This window comes from Bradyrhizobium sp. AZCC 2230 (assembly GCF_036924495.1).
GTDB classification, from domain to species: domain Bacteria; phylum Pseudomonadota; class Alphaproteobacteria; order Rhizobiales; family Xanthobacteraceae; genus Bradyrhizobium; species Bradyrhizobium rifense.
The window spans coordinates 2,929,860-2,946,529 of record NZ_JAZHRS010000001.1; the positions used below are offsets into that span (position 1 = coordinate 2,929,860).

The 16,670-nt window shown below is 64.3% G+C and carries 14 protein-coding genes and 1 pseudogene; 6 read left to right on the forward strand and 9 right to left on the reverse strand.

Annotation, left to right across the window (positions count from 1 at the left end; translation table 11 throughout):
* Positions 1 to 98 precede the first annotated feature (98 nt).
* Together V1280_RS14270 and V1280_RS14275 are read left to right on the forward strand one after the other, a co-directional pair.
* Entirely contained in the window at positions 99 to 1,058 is a 960-nt protein-coding gene (locus tag V1280_RS14270) for a lysylphosphatidylglycerol synthase transmembrane domain-containing protein (RefSeq protein ID WP_334524755.1), read from the forward strand.
* Positions 1,055 to 2,062, forward strand: a complete 1,008-nt coding sequence (locus tag V1280_RS14275; protein ID WP_334524758.1) for an MraY family glycosyltransferase — start codon at positions 1,055 to 1,057, stop codon at positions 2,060 to 2,062. Before V1280_RS14270 ends, V1280_RS14275 begins: the two co-directional genes overlap by 4 nt.
* On the opposite strand, the gene V1280_RS14280 is transcribed toward V1280_RS14275, so the two are convergent.
* The 6 genes from V1280_RS14280 to rfaD all read right to left on the reverse strand — a co-directional run bounded on the left by V1280_RS14280 (position 2,050) and on the right by rfaD (position 9,979).
* Positions 2,050 to 2,997, reverse strand: coding sequence for an NAD-dependent epimerase/dehydratase family protein (locus V1280_RS14280; RefSeq protein ID WP_334524761.1), 948 nt, complete (start codon positions 2,995 to 2,997; stop codon positions 2,050 to 2,052). The genes V1280_RS14275 and V1280_RS14280 overlap by 13 nt on opposite strands.
* Entirely contained in the window at positions 2,994 to 4,214 is a 1,221-nt protein-coding gene (locus tag V1280_RS14285) for a glycosyltransferase family 4 protein (RefSeq protein ID WP_334524764.1), read from the reverse strand. The genes V1280_RS14280 and V1280_RS14285 overlap by 4 nt, the downstream gene beginning before the upstream one ends.
* A gap of 2 nt (positions 4,215 to 4,216) precedes the next feature.
* Entirely contained in the window at positions 4,217 to 6,130 is a 1,914-nt protein-coding gene (locus tag V1280_RS14290; RefSeq protein WP_334524767.1) for a nucleoside-diphosphate sugar epimerase/dehydratase, read from the reverse strand.
* Positions 6,131 to 6,215: 85 nt separating this feature from the next.
* Positions 6,216 to 7,505: an O-antigen ligase family protein gene (locus V1280_RS14295; protein ID WP_442895128.1), complete on the reverse strand. Its 1,290-nt coding sequence runs from the start codon at positions 7,503 to 7,505 to the stop codon at positions 6,216 to 6,218.
* A complete protein-coding gene (gene rfaE1 / locus V1280_RS14300) occupies positions 7,502 to 8,986 on the reverse strand; it encodes a D-glycero-beta-D-manno-heptose-7-phosphate kinase (protein ID WP_334524770.1) in 1,485 nt (494 codons plus the stop codon). Before rfaE1 ends, V1280_RS14295 begins: the two co-directional genes overlap by 4 nt.
* A gap of 12 nt (positions 8,987 to 8,998) precedes the next feature.
* Positions 8,999 to 9,979, reverse strand: a complete 981-nt coding sequence (gene rfaD, locus V1280_RS14305; RefSeq protein ID WP_334524773.1) for an ADP-glyceromanno-heptose 6-epimerase — start codon at positions 9,977 to 9,979, stop codon at positions 8,999 to 9,001.
* A gap of 186 nt (positions 9,980 to 10,165) precedes the next feature.
* On the opposite strand from rfaD, the gene waaF reads away from it, so the two are divergent.
* Together waaF and V1280_RS14315 are read left to right on the forward strand one after the other, a co-directional pair.
* Positions 10,166 to 11,236 carry a lipopolysaccharide heptosyltransferase II gene (gene waaF / locus V1280_RS14310; RefSeq protein WP_334524776.1) on the forward strand — a complete coding sequence of 357 codons (1,071 nt, stop codon included), beginning with the start codon at positions 10,166 to 10,168 and terminating at the stop codon, positions 11,234 to 11,236.
* A gap of 7 nt (positions 11,237 to 11,243) precedes the next feature.
* The gene (locus V1280_RS14315) at positions 11,244 to 11,774 is read left to right on the forward strand and encodes a D-glycero-alpha-D-manno-heptose-1,7-bisphosphate 7-phosphatase (RefSeq protein WP_442895232.1); all 531 of its coding nucleotides are present in this window, start codon (positions 11,244 to 11,246) and stop codon (positions 11,772 to 11,774) included.
* A 111-nt stretch (positions 11,775 to 11,885) separates the two neighbouring features.
* Here the strand turns inward: V1280_RS14315 and V1280_RS14320 are convergent, their stop codons facing one another.
* The 3 genes and pseudogenes from V1280_RS14320 to V1280_RS14330 form a co-directional block, all read right to left on the reverse strand.
* Positions 11,886 to 12,263 (reverse strand): helix-turn-helix domain-containing protein, encoded by a 378-nt coding sequence (locus V1280_RS14320; RefSeq protein ID WP_334524782.1) that lies wholly within the window; start codon positions 12,261 to 12,263, stop codon positions 11,886 to 11,888.
* Positions 12,263 to 12,358, reverse strand: a pseudogene (locus V1280_RS14325) (type II toxin-antitoxin system HigB family toxin); the annotation flags it as partial. The gene V1280_RS14320 and the pseudogene V1280_RS14325, both read right to left, overlap by 1 nt.
* A gap of 180 nt (positions 12,359 to 12,538) precedes the next feature.
* Positions 12,539 to 13,576 (reverse strand): glycosyltransferase family 4 protein, encoded by a 1,038-nt coding sequence (locus V1280_RS14330; RefSeq protein ID WP_334524785.1) that lies wholly within the window; start codon positions 13,574 to 13,576, stop codon positions 12,539 to 12,541.
* Positions 13,577 to 13,702: 126 nt separating this feature from the next.
* Between V1280_RS14330 and galE the strand changes: the two genes are divergently transcribed.
* Both galE and V1280_RS14340 read left to right on the forward strand, forming a co-directional pair.
* A complete protein-coding gene (gene galE / locus V1280_RS14335) occupies positions 13,703 to 14,716 on the forward strand; it encodes a UDP-glucose 4-epimerase GalE (protein WP_334524788.1) in 1,014 nt (337 codons plus the stop codon).
* Positions 14,717 to 14,835: 119 nt separating this feature from the next.
* The gene (locus tag V1280_RS14340) at positions 14,836 to 16,638 is read left to right on the forward strand and encodes an ABC transporter ATP-binding protein (RefSeq protein ID WP_334524791.1); all 1,803 of its coding nucleotides are present in this window, start codon (positions 14,836 to 14,838) and stop codon (positions 16,636 to 16,638) included.
* The last annotated feature ends 32 nt before the right edge of the window (positions 16,639 to 16,670 follow it).

Sequence of the window (16,670 nt, forward strand, 5' to 3'; positions counted from 1 at the left end):
ATGACAGCTATTGCAAGATCGGCGCCAAAACCATACCAAGGCGGCCGAATTCGGCGCCTCGCGTCGGGTTGCCCCGAAACCCTGTTCAAGCGGGCGAGATGCGCCGAATCCTGCTGTCGACGGCCAAAATCCTGATCTCCGCGGCGCTGCTCTATCTGGCGCTGCGCAAGGTCGATCTGACCGAGCTGTTCTCGCGCTTCACCGCGACCAGCCTGTTCTGGATCGGCATGGCGATCGCGGTGACGTTCCTGCAAATCTTCGTCGGCGTGCTGCGCTGGCGCGAGGTCAGCGCCGCATGCGGTGCGCCGCTCGAACTCGGCCGCGCGATGCGCTACAACGTGATCGGCTCCTTCTTCAATCAGACCCTGCCGTCCGCGATCGGCGGCGATGCGGTCCGGCTATGGCTGGTGGCGCGCACCGGCGCCGGATGGCGCGCGGCGACCTATTCGATCTTTGTCGATCGCGCGATCGGCCTCGTGGCGCTCGCGGTCCTCATCGTCGCGAGCCTGCCCTGGAGCTACACGCTCATCACCGATCCGCACGGCCGCTCGGCGCTGCTGCTCGTCGACTTCGCCGCGCTCGCCGGCGGCATCGGCTTCCTGATCTTCGGCGCGCTGAAATGGCCGTGGCTGAAGACCTGGTGGGCCACCCACCACATCCACGCCTGCGCCGTGATCGCCAACCGCGTGATCTTCGACCGCACGCGCGGACCAATGATCGCGATCCTGTCGCTGTTGGTTCACGTGCTTGCCGTCGTCATCGCCTGGTGCGTGGTGCAGTCGATCGCGGCACCGGTCAGCTTCGCGCAGGTCTTCCTGCTGGTCCCGCCGGTGATGCTGATCACACTGATGCCGATCTCGATCGCCGGCTGGGGCGTGCGCGAGGCGAGCATGGGGCTGGCCTTCGGCTTCGCCGGGCTGGCGGCCAATGAAGGCGTCAACATCTCGCTGCTGTTCGGCGCGGTCTCCTTCATCGTCGGCGCATTTGGCGGTCTGGTCTGGATCCTCAGCGCGGAGAAAGCCGCACAGGGCTCGGCGCCGATCGGGGTGCCGGAGTGATCTCCCTCGCTGTCCCGCCGCCTCTGCTTGCCGTAGCGATTGCCGCGCTGATTTCGGCGTTGATAACCTGGACCAGCCGACCTCTGCTCCAGCGCTACGCGTTGGCGCGACCGACCGCACGCTCCTCGCATCACAGCCCGACCCCGCAAGGCGCTGGCATAGCGGTAATTACCGCGACGCTCATCGTTGCATTGGCATGGGGAACCTGGGCAAACGTCGCAATCCCATCGACGTTGGTTCTTGCGACGATCGTAATAGCACTGGTCGGGTTCGCCGACGACATGGTATCGCTTCCGGTGCTGATGCGGCTCGTGCCGCAAGCAGCCTGTGTCGGCGCTGTTGTGCTCACCGCGCCCGTGTATGCGCGGATCGTGCCGGCGCTACCGCTCGTGCTGGAACGTTCCCTCATCCTGCTCGCCGGCGTCTGGTTCGTGAACCTCGTCAACTTCATGGATGGGCTCGACTTGATGACGGTGGCGGAGGTTGTGCCGGTCACCGCGGCACTGCTGTTGCTCGGATGGCTCGGGGACTTGCCCTCACCGGCGCTGCTGATCGCAACGGCGCTGTGCGGCGCCGTACTTGGCTTCGCGCCATTCAACAAGCCGGTCGCAAAAGTGTTTCTGGGCGACGTCGGCAGTTTACCAATCGGGCTTCTGCTAGGTTGGTGCCTACTCGAGCTTGCCTGGCACGGACAACCAGTCGCGGCTTTGCTGCTGCCGGCATATTACCTCGCGGATTCAACCATCACACTGTTTCTTCGCATCGTCCGCCGCGAACAATTCTGGTCGGCGCATCGCACCCACTTCTACCAGCGCGCCACCGACAACGGCTTCACGGTGCGCCGCGTAGTCGGCGAGGTCTTCGCGCTCAATTTCATGCTGGGAATGCTTGCCCTCGGCACCATCAGCGCCGGCTCAGCAACGGTCACGTCCCTTGCACTGCTCGGCGGCGCGATCGCGATCGGCTTTGTCTTGCGGCGATTCTCCCGCCATCAGGGGTCTTGAGCCAACAGCGCGAGCCGCAAGCCCTCGTCCAATGAGACCTGCGGCTGCCAGCCGGTAGCGATCGCCTTTGAGATGTCGAGCTCGAGCGAGCCGAGCAAACTGTCATAAGCTTCCTGCCGACCGATCATGCCGAGAAGCGAGCTGAGCAACCTTGGCGGCACCCGGAAGAGCCTGGGACGGGTGCCGGATACTCTGGCAAGACGCGAGATGAATTCTGGAGTCGAGATCTGTTCTTTGTCTGCGACCAGGAAGGTCTCGAAATTGCTGACGGGGTCTGGATGAGCAAGTCGATGAAGAATGAACGACGACAGGTTTTGTACAGCGACAAAAGCGCGCTGATTGCGGATTGCGCCTAACGGGAGTGGCAGGCCTAAGTTGACCGCACGCGTCAGCAGCGCAAAATTGCCTTTCGCCCCAGCACCGTAGACCAGCGGCGGCCTGATCGTCGAGATTTTCATGTCGGTCTCGGACGCTAACGCCTTCAGGCCCGCCTCCGCCTCAGCCTTCGATACGCCGTAGACGCCACGGGGCGTCAGAATATCGTTCTCGCTGAACGGCGCGCGACCTCTATTGCTGCGGCCATGGACGAGAACTGTGCTGATGAAGATAAACTGGCGCACACCAGCCTCCGCCGCACTGCGCGCCAGTTGCAGCGTGCCGGCGATATTTATCGCCCTATAAAGATCATCCGCGTGCTCCTCACGCTTATGATGAACGCGTGCGGCAAGATGGACGACGGCATCGACATCGGCAAGCGCCGTACGCCAGACGGTTTCAGGCCCAATCGACGGGATGACTACCTCCCCGTCGAGGCCGTCCGGTCTGCGGACTGCACGGCGAACGGACCATCCCTCACGCGCTAACATCGGAATTATATGGCGACCGACGAAGCCGCTCGCTCCCGTCACCAGCACGACCGGCTTCCGCTCAATCATCGTTGCTCCGAAAGGCTAGGGTGGTGCAGCAGTTCTCCGATCAGGCCCGTATAGGCGTTCAAAGCGGCGGCGCGATCGAACCGTAACGCCGCCGTCACCGCCCGCTGCGCCATGCCGGCAGCGTCCGAACTGGACGCCGCACGAATAGCGCCTGCGAGTTGATCGGCCCGGCCCGGCGCCACGACCCACCCGAGCCCGTTCTCCACCACCGTCAAGGCGGCTTCCGCCTCCGGCTCCGAGACCAGCGCGACGGGGCGGCCGACCGCCAGCAGATTATAGAAGCGGCTCGGCACCGACACTCCGGCTGCGTCCTTCCGGTACGGGATAATCCAGAGATCGGCCGCAGCCAGAAAGGCTTCCAGCTCGATGTCATCGACCCGCGCCACGAAAGAGATGTTGGGCAAGTTCGCATCCGCCTGCAATTGCTTCAGCCGCTCGAAGCCGATGCCCCAGCCGGAGAGCATGAAGTGAATGTCTGCCTCGTCCTTGAGCAACCGCGCCGCCTCGATCACGATTTCCGGATCGTGAGTGAAGCCGAGATTGCCCGACAGGCCGACGATAAAACGGGCCGCGCGCATCTTGCGGAACGGATTGTCCAATGTCACCGGCCGCACTGCGGGCGCGAGCGTCGCCCAGTTTGGAATGAAGCGGATCTTGTTCCGCGTCATGCAGGAATAACTCAGCAACAGCCGCTCGACATCGCGGCCGATGGTGACGACGGCACTAAGAGCGCGGAACATCAGCCCGTTGGCTGCCCGCATCACGCACACCATGATCGACTGGGGCCTCAGGACGCCGGCCGTCACCAGCACGTCGGGAAAGAGGTCATGCATGATCAATACCGAGCGCGCGCACTTGAGCCACGCCGCCGCTACCACCGCATAGGGTAGCATAAACGGCGCGGTGACAGTGAGCACGACGTCACCGCGCCGAAGTTGCCGCAACAGCGTGACGAAGATGCGCAGCACGAACAGCAGCTCGGAGATGCTGCGCCGGACCAGCGCGGCCTTCGCTGCGATCTGATTGTTGACGGCAACGACGCGCGGCTTGTTCGGCCCGATCTGCGAAGCCGGCAGCTCGCCGGGCGAGCCCGACAGCACCACCACCTCGTGCTCCGCAGCGAGACGGCAGGCGATCTCGGCCATAATCGCCGCGGTCGTGCTCGGATCCGGAGGATAATGCTGGCTCGCGACGATGATCTTGTTTCGGGGCTGCATGGTCAGGCCGCGGTTGACCCGAATTCCGGAACCGCGTCCCTCAGGATGGTCCTGATAGTCGCCCGGTCGTCGCGTGCGATCGCTTGATCGAGTGCCGTGATCCATTTGTGCAGGGTTTGCATCGGCGGTTCGTTCGGTTGCGCAGCCATGATGCCGGCGACACCGATTTCGCGGGTCGGCTCCTCGGAAGCAAACAGTATTTCATGCAGGCGCTCGCCCGGCCGCATGCCCGTAAATACGATCTCGATGTCGTGGCCAGGCTGCAGGCCGGAGAGACGGATCATCCGCTCCGCCAGATCGACGATCTTCACCGGCTGGCCCATATTCAGCACGTAGACAGAAACGTCAAAACGCCTGGCGCCGAGCGCGTGGGTCGCGGCCGTGATGACGAGATCGCAGGCTTCGCGGATGGTCATGAAATAGCGGACCATGTCGGGATGCGTCACGGTGACCGGACCGCCGGCCTCGATCTGCGCCTTGAACTTCGGCACGACCGACCCGTTCGAAGCCAGCACATTGCCGAACCGGACCGAGATGAAGCGCGTCGCCGGCTTGCTGCCGCCCGCCTGCGACACGAGGTCGTGGTCGAGCGCCTGGCAATACATCTCGGCGAAACGCTTGGTCAGGCCGAGCATCGAGACCGGCTCGATCGCCTTGTCGGTCGAGATCATCACCATAGCTTCGGCACCTGCCGCAAGCGCGGCATCGGCCACGTTGATCGAACCGAAAATGTTGGTCTTGACGCCCTCGCTCCAGTCCCGCTCCAGGATCGGAACGTGCTTGAGCGCGGCGGCATGGAACACGATGTCCGGCTTGAACTCCGCCATCAGACGCGTGATGCGCTCGCGGTCGCGGATATCGGCGATCCGGCCTTCGATCTCGGCGCCGGATCCGCGCGCGGCGAGCACCTCGGTGACAGCATAAAGGGCCGGCTCCGAATTCTCGACGATCAGCAGACGCGCCGCGCCGAACGCAACCACACGCTCGCAGATCTCCGAGCCGATCGAGCCGCCACCGCCGGTGACGATGACGCTCTTGCCGTTAATCAGGGCTTCAAGACGCGCGTAGTCGATCGTCTCGCTCGGCCGCAGCAGCAGGTCCTCGACCGCAACCGAGGTGAGCCGCGGCACATCCCCGTGCTCGAGCGACGGCAGGCGGCTGACGATCACGCCAAGCCGCCGCGACCGCATCAGCACGGATTCGGGATGCGAATCCGGCTCGAAGGCGGACGGCGTCATCACCACCCGGGCGATCGATTTGTTGCGCTTGGCGAAGCTGCCGATGACGTCCTCGATGTCGTCGATCGCGCCCACGACCGGTACGTTGCGGATGAGCTGGCCGAGATCGGCCCGGGACGGCGACAGCACCCCGACCGGGCGGAGGTGCTTGATGGCGCCGCTCTCGATGCCGCGCAGCACGACCTCGGCATCGGCGGCACGCCCGATCAGGAGCGTCGACGCGGCATTTTCGGTCCTGACATGACGCATCACGCGGGTGTAGCGGAAATAGCGATAGGCCAGCCGCAATGCGCTCAGCGCGGAGATTTCCAGGAACCAGTAGAGGACGATGGTGATCTTGCCGAGAAAGAATGTGCCGTGCACGTTCGGCGCGACGAAGATGTAGTCGAGCACGAGAAGGGCGACGGTGAGCACCGTGGCGACGCGGATGATGTTCAGCGCATCGGGCAGCGAGATGAAGCGCCACTTCGTGGTCGTCAGGTTGAAGACGTAGAACACGACCACGCTGAAGGCGAGGAAATAGGGCAGGATCTGCAGCAGCAGCGGCAAGCGGGCCGTGAAGCCCGCGCCACCCTCGAAGCGCAGATAGAACGCAACGAACAGGGCCGCGGCCGTCGCCACCACGTCGTGAAGCGCGATCAGGAAATTGCGTAAGGTAAGATGCGATAGACGGGTCATATGCCGGCCGACTATATCCAGTTCTTCAACACAACCTGACCGCGCTGATAGCCCATCTGCCCGGGACTTGCCAGCGCCCCGAAGCTCAGGCGCGAGCTTCTCCCGGGCTCCGGCCGTTCCGGCGCGAATTGAGCACCATGCCGCCGGCCACGCCGACACCGAGCACGTACATCCACCCTTCATGGAAGTCGAAGAGATGGGAATTGAACAGCGAGGTGAATACGTTTTGCACAACGACCAAAAGCCCGATCCAGTTGGCGAGATCGTCGCCGCGGAACAGGAGGAGATGGACCGCCCACATCGCATACAGGATGATGATGCCGACGACGCCCCATTGTACGGCCACGTTCAGCGTCTGGTTATGGGGATTGCCGATGACCTCGCTTGAGGCCTCGTAGCGGCCGCCGGTCGCGGCCTGCTCGAACAAGCCGCGCGTCGAGCCGGTTCCATGACCGACGACCGGCGCTTCGGCAAAGAAACCCAGCGATTTGCGCCAGAACTCGAGCCGAAGTCCGATCGATGTCGGAATTCCCTTGTCCCTGTACAGCTCGTACTGGACGGAGAATGTCTCAATCGTCGAGTGCAGCGTCGACGAGGTCTGCCATGCCAGCGCGGCGAGGGCCGCGAGAGCCACGAAGATGATGAGGACGCTGCGCCACTTCAAATGCAGCAGTCCGAACACCGCCAGCATGATCGGCACGGTCACGAGTGCGGTGCGCGAGACTACCACAAAGGCCATGTTGACGAAGAAGCTGAGCGCGATCGCCGCCAGCAACACGGCCAGCCAGACCCTCTTGTGCTGCAGCAGCCTCACGATCGGAAACGCGAGCGCGACCGCGCACAGCGTGAATTCCTGGCTCTGGTCGATATAGTTCTTCACGAAGATGCCGCGCGAATTGGATTCTTCAGGGGGCTTCAGCGAGAGCGTGGGATGGAGAAACACCAGCCAGGACATCACCGACAGCAGCGCGCAGGACACCAGAAACGCGATGAACACGAGGTGGCCGCGCGACGAGCGTTCGAAATGATAGATCAGGACCGGGAGCACCAGCAGCTTCGTCGTCGGGTTCACGGCGTAGAACCGCGCGCCCCAGGACGCCTCCGACCACAGCGTGCCGACGAGCGCGAGCAGGAACAGCGCGATCGGCAGCGCGCAGACCGGGCGCTTCAGCGACTGCAGGAAGTCCCTGACGTCGAGAAACGGCACCATGCAAGCCAGCATCGCGACATTGAAAATCGCCGCCAGCGACGTCGACCACGGCAGCGAGGCCGCGGTCAGGATGGCAAACAGATCGACCGTCTCGGACCATGCCGCCGGACTGCGCAGGCGCCGGAGCGTCGTCGCCCACATCGACTCCCGCGCGAGCTCCATCACTTCGTCTCTCCGCGCGCGCGGTGGACCAGCGCGGTCGTGCTGAAACCCTTGAGAATGTCGATCAGCACGACGGTTCCGCCGGCGGCCTCGACGACCTCGTGGCCGACCACCTGCTCGCGGGTGTAGTCGCCCCCCTTGACCAGCACGCTCGGTGTGATGCGCGTGATCAGGTCGATCGGCGTGTCCTGCTCGAAGATGACGACGAGATCGACGGCTTCGAGCGCTGCCAGCACTTCGGCACGTGCCCGCTCGTCCTGGACCGGGCGATCCGCGCCCTTCAGCCGCCGCACCGAGGCGTCGCTGTTGAGGCCGACGATCAGGCGGTCGCAGGCGGCGCGCGCCGCGGTCAGCACCTTCACGTGGCCGGGATGCAGGATGTCGAAGCAGCCATTGGTGAAGCCGACGCGCAAGCCCTCCCCGCGCCATTCGGCGAGCTGGGCCTCGAGCGCACCCGGCGCGCTCACGACCTTCTCCTCGGCCGCGAGAGTGGCATGCGGCAGGATCTTGCGCCGCAGCTCGGCCGCGCTCACGCTGGCGGTGCCCTGCTTGCCGACCGCGACGGCGGCGGCCGCACTCGCCATCCGCAGCGCCGTGTCCCAATCCGCCCCTGCCGCGATCGAGACCGCGAGCGCAGCGGCCACGGTGTCGCCGGCACCGGAGACGTCGCGCACCTTCACCGGGAACGCCGGAACATGGACGGCCTCGCCCTTGCGCGGCACCAGCGTCATGCCGTGCTCGCCCTGCGTGACCAGGATCGCCTCGCAATCGGCCAGCCGCATCACGTCCTCTGAGGCATCGACGATGCTCTGCGGCGTGTCGGCGCGGCTGCGGGTGGCTTCCGAAAATTCCTTGCGATTGGGCGTGAGCAGCGTGGCGCCGCGATAGATCGCCCAGTTCAGGCTCTTGGGATCGACGATCACGGGCTTGCCGAGCTTTCGCGCGGCGTCGATGGTGTGGCGGATCACGCGCGCGGTCAGCACGCCCTTGGCGTAGTCGGACAGCAGCACGATGTCGGCGCGCGCGATCTGCGGCACGATCGCCTCGATCAACTTCGTCTCGATTTCATCGGAGGCGGGCTGCGCCTGCTCCCAATCCGCGCGCAGCATATGGGTGGAGAAATGCTCGGAAACAAAGCGGACTTTTCGCGTGGTCGGCCGCGACGGGTCGCACACCAGCGCGCTCTCGATGCCGGCATGGTCCGCCAGCGCGGCCTTGAGCCGCGCCCCCGCATCGTCCTCGCCGACGAGACCGACGAAAACGCAGCGCGCACCGAGGGAAGCGATATTGCGCGCGACGTTGCCGGCGCCGCCGATATGGATCTCGCTGCGCTGGGCCACGATGACAGGGGTCGGCGCTTCCGGCGAAATCCGCGACACCTCGCCATAGACGAACTCGTCCAGCATGATGTCGCCGATGCAGAGCACCGTGCGGCCGGAGATGGCTTGCGCGAGGGCATCGAAATCGAGAAGGGGCGTCGGCATGGTCAATAGGCCTTAACGGAAGCGATCGGGCCGGTCGAGATAATCGGCGACATAGGCCTTCACCGCGTCCTCGAGCGTCGTGAAGCCGCCGTTATAGCCTGCGCGGTGGAGACGATCGACCTTGCTCTCGGTGAAGTATTGATAGCTGCCGCGGATCTGCTCGGGCATGTCGATATAGTCGATGTTGGGCCTGGTGCCGAGCGCGGCATAGGCAGCCAGCATCAGGTCCCGGAAGCTGCGCGCCTTGCCGGTGCCGACATTGAACAGCCCCGACACCGCAGGCGTCGCCAGCAGCCACAGGATCACGCGCACGACGTCGTCGACATAGATGAAATCACGGCGCTGGTCGCCGTCGGCGATGCCGTCGCGATGCGACTTGAACAGCTGCACGACGCGGCCGGCTTTGACGTCGTCGAAGCGGCGCGCCAGCACGCTCATCATCGTGCCTTTGTGGTATTCGTTCGGGCCAAACACGTTGAAGAATTTCAGGCCCGCCCATTGCGGCGGCAACGGATCGCCGTTCGCTGCGCGCCCGGCGACCGCGAGATCGAACAGCTGCTTGCTCCAGCCGTAGAGATTCATCGGCTGCAGCTTCTTCAGCGCCGGCAGCGAGGCATCGTCGTCAAAACCTTCCGCGCCGTCGCCATAGGTCGCCGCCGACGAGGCGTAGATCAGCGGCACCGCGTTGGCCGTGCACCAGTCGAGCAGGCGCATCGAGAAGCGGAAATTGGTCTCGATCACGAGATCGCCGTCGGTCGCGGTGGTCGCGGAAATCGCCCCGAGATGAATTACGGCGTCTAACTTGCGGCCCTTCAGCCAGCCAGGCAGCTCGGCCGGGGGAACGATATCCACAAGCTGCCGCTTGGCGAGATTGCGCCATTTGCCGTCGCTGCCGAGGAGATCGCAGACCACGACGTCGCTACGGCCAGCGCCGTTCAGCGCCGCGACGACATTCGATCCGATAAAACCGGCCCCGCCGGTCACCAGCAACATTCCAACCACCCTGCCCGATTTTTGCGGCCCCGATATCTGCCCTAGTGCCTGCCCTAGCGCATCATCTGCCAAAGTGTAAGCATTTTGGGCAGACGCTTTTGGACTCGCGCTTCTGCCGGCTTTACCTGCCGGCCGGGAGCGGCTAACCGAACCGGCACATCAAAGCGCCCGCGGCACCATTAACGAATGAATATAGATTCGCAATTTGGCGGAAGTGAGGATCGGAGCGACACAAGCCCGATCCTGATCGTCCCCTATATGTGGATCGGCGATTTCGTCCGGAATCACACCGTTGTCCGAGTGCTGAAGGAGCGATGGCCGAATCGGCCGGTCGATCTCCTGACCACGTCTCTGTGCGCCCCCCTGGTCGATTACATGCCCGGCGTACGCGCTGGGCTCGTCTGGGATCTGCCCCGCAGCCGCCTCGCCGTGGGCCGCCAGTTCGGCCTGGCGCGGCTCCTGCGCGAGCGGAACTACGGCACCGCCCTGGTGCTGCCGCGGACCTGGAAGGCGGCTATGGCGCCCGCTCTGGCCGGCATCCCTGAAAGGGTCGGCTTCGTCGGCGAATTCCGGTTTGGCCTGCTCAACCGCTGGCGCTGGGGCGAGAAGAAGCTGCCCCGCTTCATCGACAAGAACGCCGCGCTGGCCCGGCCAGACGGCGCGCCCCTGCCGCCGGAATGGCCGGTGCCGCAATTGCGGGTTCAGCCTGAGGAGATCGCCCGCTGGCGGCAGGCCAATGGCCTCAGCGCCGGAGCCGCCGTCGCGCTCGCCCCCGGCTCGGTCGGGGCGTCAAAACGCTGGACCTATTATCCGGAGGCCGCCCGCCTGCTGGTCGAGCGCGGGCTCGAGGTCTGGGTGGTCGGCGGCCCCGCGGAAAAGGGCCTCGCCCAGGAGATCGTCGCTGCCGGTGGCCCGGGGGTGCGGGACCTCACCGGCAACGATCTGCGCAACGGCGTCCTCACCATGGCCGCGGCCGGCGTCGCGATCTCGAACGATTCGGGCCTGATGCATATCGCGGCCGCGCTCGATACGCCGACCATGGGCATCTTCGGCCCGACCAGCCCCTATCTGTGGGCGCCCCTCAATGGCCTCGCCGCGACCGTGGTCCAGACCAGGAGCGTGCTCGCCTGCCAGCCCTGCCAGAGCACGATCTGCCGGATGAACGACCACCGCTGCATGCGCGACATCGCGGCGCAGGATTTGGTCGAGATCGCAAGAGACGTGCTTGCGAGGACGCAGGGACTTTCAAATGGCTGACTTGCAAATGTCTGACGGCCGCGCGGCGAAGCCCGCCGCATTCCTCGATCGCGACGGCGTCATCAACCATGACGATGGCTATATCGGCACGCGAGACCGCATCCGCTGGATGCCCAACGTCGCGAGCGCCATCCGCCGTCTCAATGAGGCCGGCTATTTTGTATTCGTCTTCACAAACCAGTCCGGCGTCGCGCGCGGCCTCTTCACCGAAGCTGACGTGAACCGGCTACACGGCTGGATGCGCGACGAGCTCGCCCGCGACGGCGCTGGGATCGATGACATCCGCTTCTGTCCCTATCATCCGCAAGGAACGGTCGCCGGCTATATCGGGGAGCATGACTGGCGCAAGCCCGCGCCCGGCATGTTGCGCGATCTCGTCCAGCACTGGCCCGTGCAGCTCGACGGCAGTTTTGTGATCGGAGATCAGGCCAGGGACATCGAGGCCGGCCAAGCGCTCGGACTGCCGGGCTTTCTGTTTCCGGGCGGCGACCTCGACGCGTATGTGGCGGGGGTGATTGATCAGATTAGGCGGGTGTAGAGGGCTGCGGGACGTCAAGGCCAGACCGAATTTCTCGAACACGCATCGCAGTCGTCGCAGCAGCATCGCGCATCAGCGGCTCGAGTGGCGCAGTTAGCGCACTTGATTAGCCTACTCACGCCCAAGCTCATATTGAGCCGTCAGAGCACCAACTGGAATGTTCCATTCCTTACAAATGATGCGGATCATTTCCAATGTCAGTGGACGGACGCGATTCAAAATCTCGGATGCCCGATTGCGTCCAATCAGAGCAGCCAATTCTGCCTGCGAACGTCCCATGGACTCGATTGCGTAATGGAGAACGTCGACTGGATCGCCATGAGTGGTCGCGAAGTGATTGTCTTCGTACTCCTTGATGAGCGAAGACAAAACTTCAAAGCGATCACCATCGGGCGTACCAGGGGTGGGCTCGGCCTCGAAATAGCGGGATACTTCGCGGATAGCCCAATCGTAGTCCTGTTCATTATGAAGGGGCCTTACGTCCATCATCACACCGTCTCCGCGTCTATTCCGTCGTACTCTTCGTGCGTGCCGACAAACTTGATGAGGACCTTTTTGAACTTGTAGGAGAAATGAACCACAAGGCCGAGAACGCGAGATTTCAGAATTTCGCGATATTGGAAGTCTAGAGGTGTTTTGCCCGACGCGTCACTTAAATTCGTAAAATCAGCAATTCACACCCCATAAGCCATACAAGTCATTGATGCCTCTGCCACCGGCTACTGTGCATGGGGTTGTTTTTTGCACTTTTGGCCAGCCCTCGCTCACAGCAGCCGCCGGTAAACCTCGCCGATCCGGGCCGCCTCGGCATCGAGGCTGAACTTTTCAAGCACGCGCTCGCGACCGCGCTCGCCCATCGCGGCTGCCACAGCCACATCGTGCATCAGCGGCTCGAGCGCCGCCGACAGCGCCGCCGCATCACCGGTCGGGACCAGCACGCCGGAGACGCCATCCTCGACAACGAGCTCGGCAGCTCCAGCGCGCGCCGCAACGAGCGCGCTGCCGGCCGCCATCGCCTCGATCAGCGTCAGTCCAAAGCCTTCGTTGCGCGAGGTGAAGGCGTAGATCGTCAGCCGTTGGTACCAGCGCTGCACATCTTCGATCGGCAATTCGCCGGTGATGACGATGCGCGCCTGCAGGCCGGCTGCTTCGATGCGCTTCTTCAGATCGTTCGCGAAGGGCGTCTGTTCGGCCGTGACTTGTCCGACGATGATGGCCGTGAAATCCGGATAGCGCGGCAGCAATTGGCACATCGCATCGACGAACAGATCCGTGCCCTTCTGCGCGCGCACGCGGCCGAAGCATCCGATGGCGTAACGGCCCGGCAAGCCGCTTTCCGCGAAGGCCGCAGCGCGATCGACTGGCGGCGCATAGACGTCGGTGTCGACGCCGTGCGGGATCACCGTCGATTGCACTTTGAGGAACGAGGCCGAGATATCCGATGTCGCGATGATCGCGTCCATCTGCCGGATCAGCCAGCGCGTGATCCAGCTGTGATGCCGCTGCGCCGCCGAGGTGAACACCAGCTTGAGCGGCCAGCCGAGCGCGCGCAGCACGACGCCCGCGATCATCTCGTTGTTGCGGCGCGCATGCCAGATCAAAGGCGACTTGCGGCGCCATAGTTTCAGCACATCGGCGACGCTCAGCCGCGAAATCCCCTCCGGCGCATCCGATCCGAACCATGCGGCGCGAACAAGTTTTGCCAGCCGCGGCGCCACCATCCGGTTGGTCGCGGTGACCCCGGAATAGCGCCTGTGCAGATTTGGCACGATAACTTGCAGATCGCCCGGGAAATTCGCCACGTCATGCTCCATCTGGTGCGTCCCCTATACGCAACATTAAGCATAGTGACCAGTTCAGCCGGGCCGAAACCCCCTCTTCACCGCGCAAACGTTAACTTGGTGCGTTGATCGAAGACGGGTGAGATCATGACTGTGCTAGTCACCGGCGGCGCCGGCTATATCGGAAGTCACACGGTCCTGGCGCTGGCGGAAGCCGGCGAGGACGTCGTCGTGATCGACGATCTCTCCACCGGTTTCTCCGCTTATCTGCCGGAAGGCGTGCCGCTGTTCATCGGCGACGCCGGCGACGAGAATCTGCTCGAGGGCGTGATCGCCCAGCACAACATCGAGAGCATCATCCATTTCGCGGGCTCCGTGGTCGTGCCGGAGTCAATGCGCGATCCGCTCGGCTACTACCGCAACAATTTCACGACCGCGCGCAACCTGCTCAACGTCGCGGTCAAGCGCGGCATCAGCCGCTTCATCTTCTCCTCGACCGCCGCTGTCTACGGCAATCCGGACCAGGTGCCGGTGCCCGAGCACGCGCCGACGCGGCCGCTGTCGCCCTACGGCTCGTCGAAGCTGATGACCGAGATCATGCTGCACGACGTCGCCGCCGCCTACGGCATGCAGTACGTGACGCTGCGCTATTTCAACGTCGCCGGTGCCGACCCGCAGGCCCGCATTGGCCTTGCCACCGTCGGTGCCACGCATCTGCTCAAGATCGCGGTGGAAGCCGCGACCGGCCAGCGCGCCAAGATCGACGTGTTCGGCACCGACTACCCGACCCAGGATGGCAGCTGCATCCGCGACTTCATCCACGTGACGGATCTGTCGCAGGCGCATCGCTCGGCGCTGGCTTATTTGCGCAATGGCGGCGTCTCGACGACGCTGAACTGCGGCTATGGCCGCGGCTATTCGGTGCTCGAAACCATCGACGCCGTGCGCCGGGTGTCGGGCCGCAGCTTTGCCGTGCAATACGCCCCGCGCCGGCCCGGCGACATCATGACCATGGTCGCCGACACCAGCCGCATCCGCGGCCTGCTCGACTGGAAGCCGCAATACGATGACCTCGAGACCATCGCGGCGCACGCTTTGGCCTGGGAGGACAAGCTGTTCCGCGAGCGCCATGGCGAGCTCCGCCACGCCGTCTCGGCCTAGATTCCATCCAGGCGCAAGCCCTTAATTGGGCTTGAAAAGCCCCGCTTTAGCGGGCACAGAGGCCATTCGATCCCTGACGCGCGGGGAGGCTTTTCGCCTTGGCCGTCAATGGACTACGGATGGCCCAGTTTCCAAAGAAAATCACCGACGATCCCTATGAGGCGATGGTCCTCATTCGCCGCCTTGTCGCGGAACAGGGGATCATCTACTGGCGGCGCTACCTCGTTGCCTTTGCGCTGATGGCAGCGGCTGCCGGCGCGACCGCCGGCGCGACCTACGTGCTCGGCCAGGTCATCAACCAGGCCTATGTCGACAAGAACATCCCGGGCATCGCGATGTTCTCAGGGCTCACGGTGATCCTGCTGTTCATCAAGGGCGTGACGACCTACGGCCACATGGTGATCCTGACCAAGATCAGCAACGCCATCCTCGCCACCAACCAGCGCCAGCTGTTCGCCAAGCTGATGCGCGAAAGCGTCGGCTTCTTCTCGGAGCGGCATTCGTCCGAATTTCTGGCGCGGCTGACGGCCGGCGCCAAGTCGATCACCGACGTGCTCAACATGCTGGTCAACGCCATCGGGCGCGACCTGCTGATGCTGCTCGCCATGATCGGCGTGATGGTGTGGCAGGATCCGCTGATGTCGCTGATCGGCCTCGTCGCGGTGCCGCCGGCGATGCTGGTGCTGCGCAAGCTGGTCAAGCGCATCAAGGGCCTCGCCTACAACCAGTTCACCGGCACCGCCGACATCCTGGAGACGATGCAGGAATCGCTGCAGGGCATCCGCACGGTGAAGGCGTTCACGCTCGAAGACACCATGCAGAGCCGCATCGACGAGAACATCGCGATCGTCGAGCGCAACGCCAACAAGATGGCCCGCGTCGCCAACCGCTCCAATCCGCTAATGGAAATGCTCGGCGGCTTCGCGGTCGCCGGCTGCCTGCTCTATGGCGGCTACAGCGTGGTCGCGCTCAACGCCACGCCGGGCGCGTTCTTCTCGTTCATGACCGCGTTCCTGATGGCGACCGAGCCGGCCAAGCGGCTGGCGCGGCTCAACATCGACCTCAACAGCCAGCTCGTCGGCGCGCGCATGCTGCTCGAAGTCGTCGACAGCCCGGCCAGCGAGCATTCCGACGACGACAAGCCGGCGCTCAAGCTCTCCGATGCACGGATCGCGCTGCGCGACGTCAGCTTCTCCTATCGCGCCAACGAGACCGTGCTCAACCGCATGAGTTTTGTCGCCGAGCCCGGCAAGGTCACCGCGCTGGTCGGCCCCTCCGGCGGCGGCAAGTCGACCGTGCTGGCGCTGCTGTTGCGCTTCTACGAGGTGACGCAAGGCGACATCGTGATCGACGGCCAGTCGATCGGCGCGATCTCGCGCAAATCGCTGCGGGCGCAGACCGCCTATGTCGGCCAGGACGTCTATCTGTTCCGCGATACCATCCGCAACAACATCGCCTTCGGCAAACCCGGCGCGAGCGAGAACGAGATCATCGACGCGGCGAAAGCCGCCTGCGCGCATGATTTCATCATGAGCTTCCCGCTCGGCTACGACACCCCGGTCGGCGAGCACGGCACGCAAGTGTCGGGCGGCCAGCGCCAGCGCATCGCGGTGGCGCGGGCGCTGCTCAAGGACGCGCCGATCATCCTGCTGGACGAAGCCACCGCCGCGCTCGATTCCGAGTCCGAGCGGCAGGTGCAGGAGGCGATCGAGCATCTCTGCCAGAACCGCACCACCATCGTGATCGCGCACCGGCTGCACACCATCATGCACGCAGATAGCATTCTGGTGGTCGAGGGCGGCGAGATCGTCGAGCAGGGCCGGCATGACGAGTTGCTTCGTCGCGGCGGCCGCTACGCCTCGTTCTTCCGCCTGCAGCATTACGACACCGGCGCTCTGGCGCCGATCAGCGCCACCGCATAGAGTTCCCTATCAACCCAAGAGCAGCGAGATCG